This is a genomic window from Rhodococcus ruber (genome assembly GCF_016804345.1).
GTDB lineage: Bacteria > Actinomycetota > Actinomycetes > Mycobacteriales > Mycobacteriaceae > Rhodococcus > Rhodococcus ruber.
This window is the reverse complement of sequence record NZ_CP044211.1, coordinates 4,396,073-4,408,581: the sequence shown is the minus strand read 5'-3', so window position 1 is coordinate 4,408,581 and position 12,509 is coordinate 4,396,073. Positions and strand designations below refer to the sequence as shown.

General features: G+C 71.4%; 11 protein-coding genes. 7 read left to right on the top strand and 4 right to left on the bottom strand.

All coding sequences use genetic code 11. The annotated features are described in order from the left end of the window. On the top strand, positions 1-1,587 hold the full coding sequence (locus F1734_RS20200; RefSeq protein WP_140188760.1) for an AMP-binding protein: 1,587 nt from the start codon (positions 1-3) through the stop codon (positions 1,585-1,587). A gap of 4 nt (positions 1,588-1,591) precedes the next feature. On the opposite strand, the gene F1734_RS20195 is transcribed toward F1734_RS20200, so the two are convergent. Beyond that, positions 1,592-3,304, bottom strand: coding sequence for an FAD-dependent oxidoreductase (locus F1734_RS20195; protein WP_203010965.1), 1,713 nt, complete (start codon positions 3,302-3,304; stop codon positions 1,592-1,594). A gap of 117 nt (positions 3,305-3,421) precedes the next feature. Continuing rightward, positions 3,422-5,188 (bottom strand): hydroxysqualene dehydroxylase, encoded by a 1,767-nt coding sequence (locus tag F1734_RS20190; protein WP_203010964.1) that lies wholly within the window; start codon positions 5,186-5,188, stop codon positions 3,422-3,424. A gap of 131 nt (positions 5,189-5,319) precedes the next feature. On the opposite strand from F1734_RS20190, the gene F1734_RS20185 reads away from it, so the two are divergent. The 3 genes from F1734_RS20185 (at position 5,320) to F1734_RS20175 (ending at position 8,193) form a co-directional block, all read left to right on the top strand. Then, the gene (locus F1734_RS20185; protein ID WP_203010962.1) at positions 5,320-6,066 is read left to right on the top strand and encodes a phosphoglyceromutase; all 747 of its coding nucleotides are present in this window, start codon (positions 5,320-5,322) and stop codon (positions 6,064-6,066) included. Positions 6,067-6,211: 145 nt separating this feature from the next. Then, entirely contained in the window at positions 6,212-7,399 is a 1,188-nt protein-coding gene (locus F1734_RS20180) for a sensor histidine kinase (protein WP_010592093.1), read from the top strand. Between the two features lie 104 nt (positions 7,400-7,503). Continuing rightward, complete coding sequence (locus tag F1734_RS20175; protein ID WP_010592092.1) at positions 7,504-8,193, top strand: response regulator transcription factor; 690 nt, start codon at positions 7,504-7,506, stop codon at positions 8,191-8,193. Here F1734_RS20175 and F1734_RS20170 read toward each other — a convergent pair. Next, positions 8,175-9,005 carry a DUF3109 family protein gene (locus tag F1734_RS20170; protein WP_010592091.1) on the bottom strand — a complete coding sequence of 277 codons (831 nt, stop codon included), beginning with the start codon at positions 9,003-9,005 and terminating at the stop codon, positions 8,175-8,177. The two genes, F1734_RS20175 and F1734_RS20170, sit on opposite strands and share 19 nt — an antisense overlap. A 45-nt stretch (positions 9,006-9,050) precedes the next feature. Here F1734_RS20170 and F1734_RS20165 point away from each other — a divergent pair, with 45 nt between their 5' ends. From F1734_RS20165 to F1734_RS20155, 3 genes are read left to right on the top strand one after another with little or no spacing between them, the layout of a single operon-like run. Beyond that, positions 9,051-10,004 carry a Ppx/GppA family phosphatase gene (locus F1734_RS20165; protein ID WP_082061233.1) on the top strand — a complete coding sequence of 318 codons (954 nt, stop codon included), beginning with the start codon at positions 9,051-9,053 and terminating at the stop codon, positions 10,002-10,004. Next, on the top strand, positions 10,001-11,155 hold the full coding sequence (locus tag F1734_RS20160) for a hypothetical protein (RefSeq protein WP_040270910.1): 1,155 nt from the start codon (positions 10,001-10,003) through the stop codon (positions 11,153-11,155). The genes F1734_RS20165 and F1734_RS20160 overlap by 4 nt, the downstream gene beginning before the upstream one ends. A gap of 14 nt (positions 11,156-11,169) precedes the next feature. After that, complete coding sequence (locus tag F1734_RS20155; RefSeq protein WP_017680057.1) at positions 11,170-12,132, top strand: sugar phosphate isomerase/epimerase family protein; 963 nt, start codon at positions 11,170-11,172, stop codon at positions 12,130-12,132. Here the strand turns inward: F1734_RS20155 and F1734_RS20150 are convergent. Next, positions 12,088-12,507, bottom strand: a complete 420-nt coding sequence (locus tag F1734_RS20150; RefSeq protein WP_017680056.1) for a hypothetical protein — start codon at positions 12,505-12,507, stop codon at positions 12,088-12,090. The genes F1734_RS20155 and F1734_RS20150 overlap by 45 nt on opposite strands. Between the last annotated feature and the right edge of the window lie 2 nt (positions 12,508-12,509).

The following is a 12,509-nucleotide window of genomic DNA, read 5'->3' as shown; positions in this document are numbered from 1 at the left end:
ATGAGCTTTCGCAGTCCCTTTCCCGACGTCGACATCCCGGCACTGAGTGTCTACGACTTCCTGTTCGGTTCGATCGCGGAGTCGGACCTCGATCGCCCGGCGTTGACGGAGGGCGCGACCGGGGCCGTCACCGACTACCGGACCCTGATCGGGCAGATCGACGCGATCGCGGGTGCTCTTGCGGCGCGCGGTGTGGGAGTCGGCGACGTCGTCGGCCTGCTCTCGCCGAACGTGCCCGCCTTCGCGGCCGTCTTCCACGGCATCCTGCGGGCGGGGGCCACCGCGACCACCGTCAACGCGCTCTACACCGCCGAGGACATCGCCAAGCAGCTCGAGGATTCCAAGGCGACGTTCTTCTTCACGGTCTCGCCGCTGCTGCCGCACGCGAAGGAGGCCGCGGCCGCGGTCGGTATCCCCGACGATCGCCTGGTCGTGCTCGACGGCGCCGAGGGGCATCCCTCCCTGCGCGACCTGCTCGCCGAGAACGCCCCCGCCCCCGAGGTGTCGTTCGATCCGGCCACCCATCTGGCGGTGCTGCCGTACTCGTCCGGCACCACCGGTCGCCCGAAGGGCGTGATGCTCACGCACACCAACCTGGTGGCCAACGTGTGCCAGATCAAGTCCCCGATCAGGATCGACCCCGACGACCGGATCCTCGCCGTCCTGCCGTTCTTCCACATCTACGGCATGACCGTTCTTCTCAACGCCGCCCTGTTCAACCGCGCGTCGCTGGTGACGATGCCGAAGTTCGACCTGCCGGAGTTCCTGCGGATCGTCTCCGAACAGAAGTGCACCTACGTGTTCATCGCACCGCCCGTCGCGGTCGCCCTGGCCAAGCACCCGCTCGTGGACCAGTACGACCTCTCGAGCGTGCACACCGTGTTCTCCGGCGCGGCGCCGCTGGACAGGGCGCTCGGGAACGCGGTCGCCGCGCGACTGGGATGGAAGGTCCGTCAGGGGTACGGCATGTCCGAGATGAGCCCGGTCAGCCACGCCATCCCGTTCGACGGCGACGACGTGCCACTCGACTCGGTGGGACCGACGATCGCCAACATGGAGTGCAAGCTCGTCGACCCGACCACCGGCGAAGAGGTCGAGTACCCCACCGGTGAGGGTGTCTCCGAGCCGGGTGAGCTGTGGTGCAAGGGCCCCAACGTCATGGTCGGCTACCTCGGCAACCCGCAGGCCACCGCGGAGACCCTCGACGCCGACGGGTTCCTGCACACCGGCGACATCGCCACGGTCGATGCGGCCGGCAACGTCACCATCGTCGACCGGCTCAAGGAGCTGATCAAGTACAAGGGCTACCAGGTGCCGCCCGCCGAACTCGAGGCGCTGCTGCTGACCCACCCGAAGATCGCCGACGTCGCGGTGATCGGTGTGCTCGACGACGAAGGCGAGGAGGTGCCCAAGGCGTTCGTGGTGCGTCAGCCGGACGCCGAACTCACCGAGGCCGAGGTCGTCGAGTTCGTCGCCGAGCGGGTCTCGCCGCACAAGAAGGTGCGGCAGGTGCAGTTCATCGACATCGTCCCGAAGTCCGCCGCCGGCAAGATCCTCCGGAAGGATCTGCGCACCCCGGCGACGTAGCCGGTCATTGCCCGGGCCGCAGGATCCGGCCGAGATGCGCCGCGAGCGCCTCGATCGTCGGATCCTGCGCCCGGAACCCGACGTAGCCGTCCGGCCGCACCACCACAGCCGCGGCGGCACCGTCGAAACCGTACGCCCGCGCGGCGCGGCCCGCGTCGTCGCGCAGTACCCGGCCGTCGGCCGGGCTCCCGGTGCTTCCCGCCACGAGCACGTACGCCCGCAGCGCGTCACCGAAGCGGTCCGTCGCCCGCTCGGCGAGCTCTCGCTGCGCCTGCAGCGCCTGCGCCGTGGGCGCCCACAGCAGCACGGTGTGACCGGGATGGCGCAGCAGCTCGTGCAGCCGCAGCGGCGAGGCGACGGCGTCCTGCCGCAACTCCGTCGCATCGGGGGCGCGATCGCCGGGAGCCGGACCGCCGCCGTGCGGCACGTCGCTACCGCCGCCGTGCGGCACGTCGCTACCGCCGCCGTGCGGCACGTCGCTACCGCCGCCGTGCGGCATGTCGCTACCGCCGCCGTGCGGCACGTCTTCACCGACGAGCGGGCTGTCCCGGTAGCCGAGCAGCAGCTGGGCCTCGCGCGCGATCGCGGTCGCGGCGTCCGTCTCGCCGGCCCCGAGGCCCTGCCGGGCGTGCCGCACGGTGCGGCCCACCACCTCCTCCCCGACGGGCCGGCGCTCGGCGTCGTAGCTGTCGAGCAGGCCGTCGGCAGCGCGTCCCTGCACCGCCAGCGCGAGCTTCCAGCCGAGGTTGTAGGCGTCCTGGATGCCGGTGTTCATGCCCTGTGCCCCGGTCGGGGGATGGATGTGCGCGGCGTCTCCGGCCAGGAACACCCGGCCCCCGCCGTAGCTCCCGGCGAGGCGGTGGCTGATCCGGAACACCGACGACCAGCGCAGGGCACCGGCCCGGGTCGGTTCGGGCGCCAGCCGGTCGAGCACGGCCTGGATGTGGCCGAGCGTGGGCCGGCGCCCGCCCTCCAGTCCGTGCGCCACGGCTCCGGCGCCGGACGCGGAGGTCGCCAGGTCCGGCGCGACGAAGGTCGACAGGCGGTAGCGGCCGGTGCCGGGCAGCGGGATGCACACCATCATGTCCGTGGTCGTGCCGTCGCTCGTCGTCGAGGCGCGGATGCCGTAGCCGCCCGGCATCGACCAGTCCAGTTCGACGTCGGCGAGCATGTACTCCTCGCGGAACGCGTCGCCGTCGAAGGACACGCCGAGTCCTTTCCGTACGGCGCTGTGCGCACCGTCGCAGCCGACCAGGTAACGGGCCGCCAGCCGCGTCGTGTCGTCGCCGTCGCGCAGGTCGGCGACCACGCCGTCCGCGGTCTGCTCGAACCCGGTGAGCTCGATGCCGCGGCGCACGACGGTGCCGTGCTCGGCCAGGGCCTGCGTCAGCACCCGTTCCGTGGCGTACTGGGGCATGCAGACGAACCGGTACGGCACGTCCTCGGGCAGTTCGAGTTCGAGGCGCATCACCTGCCGGCCGTCGACGTAGACGATCTGCCCGTGCATCGGCGCGGACACGTCGAGCGAAGGGCGGACCACGCCCATCGCGTCCCAGACCTCGAGGGTGCGCGGCTGGATGCCGACCGCCTTGGCGTACTGCGGCGGTTCCGGCAGCCGGTCGACGATCACGACGTCGACGCCGCGCCGGCGCAGTTCCAGCGCGGCGGTCAGTCCGACCGGGCCGGCGCCGACCACGAGTACCGAGGTCTCGCTCATGGGCATGCCCTTTCGTCGCGTTCGAGGGCAGTATGTCGGAATTCGGCGGCCGCGCGGGCCTGTTCGCCGCATCCGGATCCTCGACGTGAGCGGTGCCCGGCGCCGGAACGCGCGCCGTCACACGTCGAGCAGGTGCGGCAGGCCCGCGCGGTAGCGGTCGGCGTCGATGCGGCGCATCGGTTCGAGTTCGGGTGGCTCGTGCAGTCGGTACAGCGCCGGCGGTGCGGCGGGCGAGTCGGCGGCTTCGAGCAGCGCGGTGACGGCCGCACGCGCGGATTCGCCGGCCGACTCCATGGTCGCGAGATCGATGTCGGTGCGGACGTAGTCCCCGGCCAGGAAGAGGTTCGGGATCGCGGTGCGGGCGTCGGGCCGGTCGGACAGGGAGCCGACGGTGTTGACGAGCAGGGGTGTGGCGTTGGTGTTGCGGCCCTGCGCGGGATCCCACCGGATGCCGGGGTCGAGGAACCACGAGACGATGTCGTCCTCGTCGAGGACGCTGGTGCCGGTGTCGTCGAGGCATGCCGACATCTGGGCCCACGTCTCCTGGGCGATCTCCTCGGCCGTGCACTCCTTGGCGGTCTTGCCGTGGAGGACGCCCGGGGTGTCCCAGTCGGAGATGTCCACGGACAGGCAGTCGTGGGCGCTGCCGTCGCCGTAGCGGCCGGCGAAGTCGCCGCGCCAGAACTGGCCCTGGCTGATGGAGGTCAGTGCCCACGGCGAGCCGAGGTATGCGACGTGGCCGGCGGCGATCGGGGTGGGCCGGCGCAGGAAGTACTGGATGCCCACCATCCAGTCCGTCTGCAGGTTCCGCATGCCTTCGAGGCGAGGATCTGCGGCGAGGATCCGCGGTGACCACAGGGGCGCGGCCCGTTCGACGGGCATCGCCGCGACGTACCAGTCGGCTTCGGCGACGGACCGGGTGCCGTTGCCGTCCACCAGCCGCACTCCGGTGATCGAACCGGACGCGATGTCGAGTGCTTCTGCCGCCCAACCCATTTCGAATACGACGCCCAGGTCGCGCAGGTGCGCGGCCCACGGGCCGATCCACGCCTCGTCGGTGGGAGCGGCCAGGACCCGGTCCAGATGGCCGTATGCGGGGACGGTGCCCATCGCGTTCCACACGAACGCCTGGCCCATGATGCCGATGGTGCGGGTGGAGGCGACGGTGGGCCGGGCGGCCACCAGTTGACGGGTCAGGGCCGAGACGAGGATGTCGCGGTAGGCCGACGACTTGCCGTCGGCCTCGAGCGTCTGCGACCACGTCCGGTGTTCCCACTGGCCGTCGCGTCGTTCGAGACTGCTGGTCAGGAACATCACCAGCTTGCGGGTGAAGACGGCCAGTTCGTGCGGGGGGATGGCGTTGCCGAGGGAGAAGGCCGCGGCCAGGGATTCCTGCAGCGAGGCGGGATCGAGGACGCCGTGGGGGAGCGGGGCGATCGACGCCGGGGCGATGAGGTCGGGCCCGCCGGGGATCGCCATCCGGAAGGCGGCGCCGGCGACGAGATTGTCGAACACGCCGTTCGGATTGCCCGGGAAGGGGATCCGTCGCATCGTGTCGGGGATGTGCTGGTAGAAGCCCGGGAAGAAGCGGAATCCGTGCTCGCCGGGCAGGTCGGCGCGGCCGCCGGCCGCGGTGCCCGGCGACGGGATGCTGCGGGCCTTGCCGCCCAGGGCGGTCGGTTCGAAGACGGTGACGTCGAAGCCGCGTTCGATCAGTTCGTGGGCGGCCGTCAGGCCCGCCACCCCGCCGCCGAGCACGGCGACGCGGCGGCCCGTCGAGCGCAGCGCCGGGGAGCGCGGGGCGGCGTGGGCGGGGGCGGGCGCGACCGCGAGGGCGCCCAGGGCGGTGAGGAAGGTGCGGCGGGAAAGTCGGGTGTCGAACACGAGAAGCCCCCATCCGGACGTCGTTCTGAAAACAACCGTTGTCACATATATCCGATGTGTGCGTCTCGCGCGGGGAATTCACTGAACGGTGCCGACGTAGCGTTGCCACGCGGGCGTGCCAGGATTGGCCCATGACCAACGGAACACTTGTGTTGCTCCGCCACGGCGAGAGCGAATGGAACGCGATGAACCTCTTCACGGGATGGGTGGACGTCCACCTGACCGACAAGGGGATCGCCGAGGGCAAGCGGGCCGGCGAACTGCTCGCCGAGCACGATCTCCTGCCGGACGTGCTCTACACGTCGCTGCTGCGCCGCGCCATCAGCACCGCCTACTACGCGCTCGACGCCGCGGATCGGCACTGGATTCCGGTCGTGCGCGACTGGCGCCTGAACGAGCGGCACTACGGTGCGCTGCAGGGCAAGAACAAGGCGGAGATCAAGGCGGAGTTCGGCGACGAGCAGTTCATGCTGTGGCGCCGCAGCTACGACACCCCGCCCCCGCCGATCGAGCCCGGCAGCAAGTACAGCCAGGACAGCGACGTCCGGTACGCGGACGTCGACGAGGTGCCGCTCACCGAGTGCCTGAAGGACGTCGTCGATCGCCTCATCCCGTACTGGGAGGAGACCATCTCCCAGGACGTGCGGGCCGGCCGGACCGTCCTGATCACGGCCCACGGCAACTCGCTGCGTGCTCTGGTCAAGCACCTCGACGGGATCTCCGACGAGGAGATCGCCGGGCTGAACATCCCCACCGGCATCCCGCTGCGTTACGACCTCGACGAGAACCTGCGCCCGCTGAACCCGGGTGGCACGTACCTCGATCCCGAGGCGGCCGCGGCGGGTGCCGCCGCCGTCGCGGGTCAGGGCGGCCGGTAGTTCCCAGGGGCCGCGGGCGACTGTCCGCGGCCCCGGGAAACGGGCGGTGAACACGCGGCAAATGCTGCGAACATGCGGTGTGACGTGCGGCGGAATGCCCCGACCCGCTGTCACCGCCGCGCCGCGCGTACGTACGATTCGAGACGTGACTGTTGCGCAGGCCGTGCTGCTCGCCGGGGCCGCCGTCCTCGGTGCCGTGTCCGCGATCGTGCTGATGCGGCTCCTCCGGCGCCGGGCCGCCGACCGCACCGACGCCGACCTCACCATGGCGCAGGTCCTCGATCGCGTGGTCTTCGGCGCGGACACCGGCATCGCCGTCGTCGACCGGTTCCACGACGTCGTCCTGTTCAATCCGCGTGCGGAGGAACTCGGCCTGGTCCGCAACCGGCTCGTCGAGGACTCGGCCTGGGCCGCCGCCACCCGTGTCCTCGAGACGGGTGAACCCGCCGAACTCGACCTCACCGCGAAGACGCCCCGCGGTCGCGAGCGCGTGGCGGTGCGCTGCGTCGCGCGGCGTCTGCTCGACGACGACGCGCGCTTCGTCGCGCTCTACGCCTACGACGACTCCGAGCAGGTCCGGATGGAGGCCACCCGCCGGGACTTCGTCGCCAACGTCAGTCACGAACTCAAGACCCCCGTGGGCGCGATGGCCCTGCTCGCCGAAGCCCTGCTCGAATCCGCCGACGACCCGGAATCCGTGCGGCACTTCGGAACCCGGCTACAGAGCGAGGCCAACCGGCTCGGCAACATGGTGACCGAACTGATCGCGCTCTCGCGCCTGCAGGGGGCCGAGAAGCTGCCGAACCTCGAGGTGGTCGAGGTCGACGACGTCGTCGAGGAGGCGCTGCGCCGCACCCGCCTGACCGCCGAGAACGCGCAGATCACCGTCACCACCGACGCCGCCGGCGGGTACGAGGTCCTCGGCGACCAGACCCTGCTCGTCACCGCGCTGGCCAATCTGATCGAGAATGCGATCGCCTACTCGTCTCCGGGTTCGCCGGTGTCGGTCAGCCGGTCCCTGCGCGCGGGCAAGGTCGCGATCGCGGTGACCGACCGCGGCATCGGGATCGAGAAGGAGGACCAGGAGCGCGTCTTCGAACGGTTCTTCCGGGTCGACAAGGCCCGTTCCCGCGCCACCGGTGGCACCGGTCTCGGGCTGGCGATCGTCAAGCACGTCGCCGCCAACCACAACGGGGAGATCCGGTTGTGGAGCCAGCCGGGAACCGGGTCGACGTTCACGCTCCTCATCCCCGCCTGTTCGCCCGATCCCCGCGAATCCCACGGAGCCACACCTCGCCACGAGGGCGGCCCCGCGCTGACGGTGGAGCGGTGACGGGCGAGCGGTGACGGTGGAGCGGGGCGACCATGCCGACACCTACGACGAGAATCGGAAATGAGCCGGATGCACCAGGTGACAAAGGGTACGGAGGACCAGCAGTGACGCGTGTGCTGATCGTGGAGGACGAGGAATCGCTGGCGGATCCGCTCGCGTTCCTCCTGCGCAAGGAGGGCTTCGAGACCACCGTCGTCGGTGACGGACCGTCGGCGCTCGCGGAATTCGACCGCGCCGGCGCGGACATCGTCCTGCTGGACCTGATGCTGCCCGGCATGAGCGGCACCGATGTCTGCAAGCAGCTGCGCAACCGGTCCGGCGTGCCGGTGATCATGGTGACCGCGCGCGACAGCGAGATCGACAAGGTGGTCGGCCTCGAACTGGGGGCGGACGACTACGTCACCAAGCCGTACTCGGCGCGCGAACTCATCGCCCGCATCCGTGCGGTGCTGCGCCGCGGCGGGGAGAACGACGCCGAGGCGACGCAGGACGACGGGATCCTCGAGGCCGGGCCGGTGCGGATGGACGTGGACCGGCACGTCGTGCACGTGGCCGGGAATCCCGTCACGCTGCCGCTCAAGGAGTTCGACCTGCTGGAGTACCTGCTGCGCAACTCCGGCCGGGTGCTCACGCGCGGCCAGCTGATCGACCGGGTGTGGGGTGCCGACTACGTCGGCGACACCAAGACCCTCGACGTGCACGTCAAGCGGCTGCGCTCGAAGATCGAGGCCGACCCCGCCAAGCCGCAGCACCTGGTCACGGTCCGCGGCCTCGGCTACAAGCTCGAGGGGTAGGGGCCCGCCCCCGGGGTGCGCTCGGCGGCGGCCGTCGTCGCGGGATGCACGGCGATCAGGCCCAGCCCCTCGCGACGACGGCACAGCCGCGCGAGTTCGTCGTAGGCGGCGTCGCCGATCAGCTCGCGCAGTTCCGGTGCGTACGACTGCCACACCGGTGCGGCCCCCACGTGGGCGTCCGGCGAGCCGGAGCAGTACCAGTCCAGGTCGTGGCCGCCCTCGCCCCAACCGCGCCGGTCGTACTCGGTGACGACGGTGCGCAGCACCTCGGTGCCGTCGGGACGCTCGACCCAGTCCTGGGTGCGGCGGATCGGCAGTTGCCAGCACACGTCCGGCTTCACCTCGAGAGGCTCGATGCCGCGTCGCAGCGCCATCTTGTGCAGCGCGCAGCCGATGCCGCCGGCGAAGCCCGGCCGGTTGAGGAAGATGCACGCCCCCTTGTAGCGGCGAGTGCGCAGGGCCGGCTCGTCCTCGAGGTCGTCCTCCTCGAGATAGCCCTTCTTGCCGAGTCCCTTCGGCATCAACTGCCAGTCCTCCGGCGTGAGATGTCTCACTGCGGCGTCCAGCTTGGCGCGATCGTCGTCGTCCGACAGGAACGCGCCGTGCGAGCAGCATCCGTCGTCCGGCCGGCCGGCGATGATGCCCTGGCACGCGGGCGTGCCGAACACGCAGGTCCAGCGGGAGAGCAGCCACGTCAGGTCGGCGGCGACGACGTGCTCGCTGTTGTCCGGGTCGATGAACTCCACCCATTCGCGCGGGAAATCGAGGGGCACTTCGGGGGCCGGGACCTGCTTGTGTGCGGCACCGGGCATACCTGCTGTCACAGGACCCGACGGTAGACCCAGTACCGTATGTATGTGCGCCTTGGGGTACTCGACGTCGGAAGCAACACCGTTCATCTACTCGTGGTGGACGCTCATCGCGGTGGCCATCCCACCCCCATGAGCTCGACGAAGGCAACCCTGCGCCTGTCCGAGAACACGGACGACCGCGGTGACATCACCCCGCAGGGCGCCGACCGGCTGGTCGAGACGGTCGCCGACTTCGCCGGCATCGCCCGCACCTCCGGATGCGAGGAGCTGATGGCGTTCGCGACCTCCGCGGTGCGCGATGCCACCAACTCCGACGCGGTGCTCAGTCGCGTCCGCGCCGAGACCGGCGTCGCGCTCGAGGTGCTCTCCGGTGTGGACGAGGCCCGGCTGACGTTCCTCGCGGTGCGGCGGTGGTACGGCTGGAGCGCGGGACGCATCCTGTGCCTGGACATCGGCGGCGGCTCCCTGGAGCTGACCTTCGGCGGCGACGAGGACCCCGATGTGGCGTTCTCGCTGCAGCTCGGTGCCGGGCGCCTGACCCGGGACTGGCTGAGCGAGGACCCGCCCGGTAAGCGGCGCGTCGCGGTGCTGCGGGACTGGCTCGATGCCGAACTCGTCCGGCCCGCCGAGGAGCTGCGGGCGGCCGGTGCTCCCGACCTGTGCGTGGGGAGCTCGAAGACCTTCCGCACCCTCGCACGGCTGACCGGTGCCGCCCCGTCGTCGGCGGGCCCCCGGGTGCGGCGCACCCTGACCGCCGCCGGGTTGCGTCAGCTCATCGCATTCATCTCCCGCATGACGGCCGCGGACCGTGCCGAGCTCGAGGGCGTGAGCTCCGACCGGTCGCAGCAGATCGTCGCCGGTGCCCTCGTCGCGGAGGCCGCCATGCGCGCGCTGGGAGTGGAAACTCTCGATATCTGTCCCTGGGCCCTGCGCGAGGGGCTCATTCTCCGCAAGCTCGACACCGAGATGGGGGGCGAACTGATGGTGGTTTCGCAATGACGGACGGCAGCAGCACCGACACCGGGCAGATCTCCGTCGCGGAGCTGCTGGCCCGCAACGGCCAGAAGGTGAATTCCCGCGCCGGCGGACGCCGCCGCCGTGGCGTCAGCGGCGGCATCTCGGTTGCGGAACTGACCGGCGAGATTCCCGTGACCGCCCCGGAACCGGCCCAGGCGCCGAAGACCGGAGTCTCCGAGGCCGACGTCCCCGAGACCGAGGCTGCCGAGACCGAGGCTCCCGAGACCGAGGCCCCCGAGACCGAGGCCCCGGAGAGCGAGGCCCCGGAGGCCGAACCCGTCGTGTCCGCTCCGCCGAAGGCGCAGGCGCCGGTGCCCTCGACGACGCAGGCGCCGGTGGCTCCGAAGGCGCAGGCGCCGGTGGCTCCGAAGGCGCAGGCGCCGGTGGCTCCGAAAGCGCTGGCGCCGGTGCCGCGGCGGCCGGACCGTCGCGAACCCGAGCCCGAACCCGAACCGTCCGAGACCGAGGCGACCGGGCCCGGGACCCCGGCCCCGACGTCCCCGCCCCGGACGCGCGAGGAGCCGGCGGCCGAGCGGGTGCCGGTGAAGGTCGAGTCGCCGACCGAGATCATCCGTCCGGCCGTCCTGCCGCGACGAGCGCGCGCGCACGCCGAGGTGGCCGTGAGTACTCCGGCGCGGCCCGCGGATACCCCCGAGCCGAGGCTGCTGTCCGGGCCCGCGAGCGACCTGCGGGGCAGCGGCGACGACACCGCCGACGGCGAGACCGAGACGATCGGCAAGGCCGTGGCCGCGGACGAGCCGGACGTGGAGCAGCGGGAGAAGCCCGCGTCCCGTCGCAGCGACGCCGCAGCGGCGGAGACCCCGTCCGCGGCGGAGTCCGACGTCTCGTCCGGCACCGGCGAGTCCCGCAGCGCGATCGCGCAGTGGGCCCGGTTGATCGGCGAGGGTGTCGTCGCGATCGTCGCGGGCGCCCTGCTGTTCAAGGGCTTCGAGCAGTTGTGGGATGCGTTGCCGTGGGTGGCATTCGCACTCGCCCTGCTGGTCATCGTCGGCCTGGTGGCGATGGTGCGCATCCTGCGCCGCACCGACGACATCGCGAGCCAGCTCATCGCCCTCGCCGTGGGTGCCTTCGTGACGTTCGGTCCGCTGTTGTTCCTGCTGCCCACCGGCTGACCCGGCACATCGTCATGAGCACCCTGTCGCGAGAGATCCTGGTCGGACTGTCCACCGCTTCGGTGTACCCGGAGAACACCGAGGCGGCCTTCCGCTATGCGGCCGAGCTCGGCTACGACGGCGTGGAGCTGATGGTGTGGGCGGAGTCGGTGAGCCAGGACGTGCGTGCGGTGCAGGCGCTGGTGCGCAAGTACGGCATACCGGTGCTGGCGGTGCACGCGCCGTGCCTGTTGATCTCGCAGCGTGTGTGGGGTTCGGATCCGGCCGCGAAGCTCGAGCGGTCGGTGCGCGCAGCGGAAGCGCTCGGGGCCGCGTCGGTGGTGGTGCATCCGCCGTTCCGATGGCAGCGCCGGTACGCGGAGGGCTTCGCGGATCAGGTCGCGGACCTCGAGGACCGCAGCCACGTGGTCGTGGCGGTGGAGAACATGTACCCGATGCGCGCCGACGTGTTCTTCGGCGGCCGCGACCGCACCGCGCAGCGCATGAGACGGCGTGGCGGGCCCGGCCGTGCGGTGTCGGCCTTCAGCCCGTCGATCGATCCCACCGACACCGGCTTCGCGCACTACACACTGGACCTGTCGCACACGGCCACGGCGGGGATGGACGCGATGGCCCTCGCCGAGCGGATGGGCGGCGGTCTGGCTCATCTGCACCTCGCGGACGGTCACGGCGCGTCGACGGACGAGCATCTGCTCCCGGGCGACGGCGGCCAGCCGTGCGAGCAGGTGTGCCGGCTACTGGCCGAGAGCGACTTCACCGGGCACGTCGTCCTGGAGGTCAGTACCCAGGGGGCGCGCACGCGGTCCGCGCGGGCGGGAGCGCTGACCCGGTCGCTGGCCTTCGCGCGCGAGCATCTGCACCGGGCCCCCCGCCTGGCGATCACCACCGGGCCCGAGCATCCGCGTGCGACGACGATCGAGCAGGTGCACCCGTCAGGCCAGAGCACCGAGTCCGGCGCCGAGAACCACGACTCCTGAGATCGTCACGCCGGCGACGAGGGCGGCGGCACCCAGCCATACGCAGGCGATCATGGCGCCCGGCCGCCTGGGGTCCGGGCCGAGCACGGACAGGAAGAACCCGGCGGGAATCAGGATCGCCGAGCCGAGCACTGCGATCGCGCCGGCGGCGGCCCATCCGGGTGAGGCGCCGACGGCGTCGGTGAGCACGGCGACCAGCAACCCCAAGGTGACGAGGACGCCGGCGTGGGCGTGACCGGCGCGGAAGAAGGACTTCTGCAGGTCGTTGGCCGGCACGTGCCCGCCCGCGACGCGCAGCAGGAACGTGCCGCCGAAGGCGATCCCGGTGACGGTAAGCAGGGTGGCGCCGAGAGCGACGACGAGTACGGGGTGCACGG

Coding starts and splice junctions, on each gene's coding strand:
- F1734_RS20195 (WP_203010965.1), bottom strand. CDS start 3,304: ATGAGCGAGACCTCGGTACTCGTGGTCGGCGCCGGCCCGGTCGGACTG.
- F1734_RS20160 (WP_040270910.1), top strand. CDS start 10,001: ATGACGGACGGCAGCAGCACCGACACCGGGCAGATCTCCGTCGCGGAG.
- F1734_RS20200 (WP_140188760.1), top strand. CDS start 1: ATGAGCTTTCGCAGTCCCTTTCCCGACGTCGACATCCCGGCACTGAGT.
- F1734_RS20185 (WP_203010962.1), top strand. CDS start 5,320: ATGACCAACGGAACACTTGTGTTGCTCCGCCACGGCGAGAGCGAATGG.
- F1734_RS20155 (WP_017680057.1), top strand. CDS start 11,170: ATGAGCACCCTGTCGCGAGAGATCCTGGTCGGACTGTCCACCGCTTCG.
- F1734_RS20170 (WP_010592091.1), bottom strand. CDS start 9,005: ATGCCCGGTGCCGCACACAAGCAGGTCCCGGCCCCCGAAGTGCCCCTC.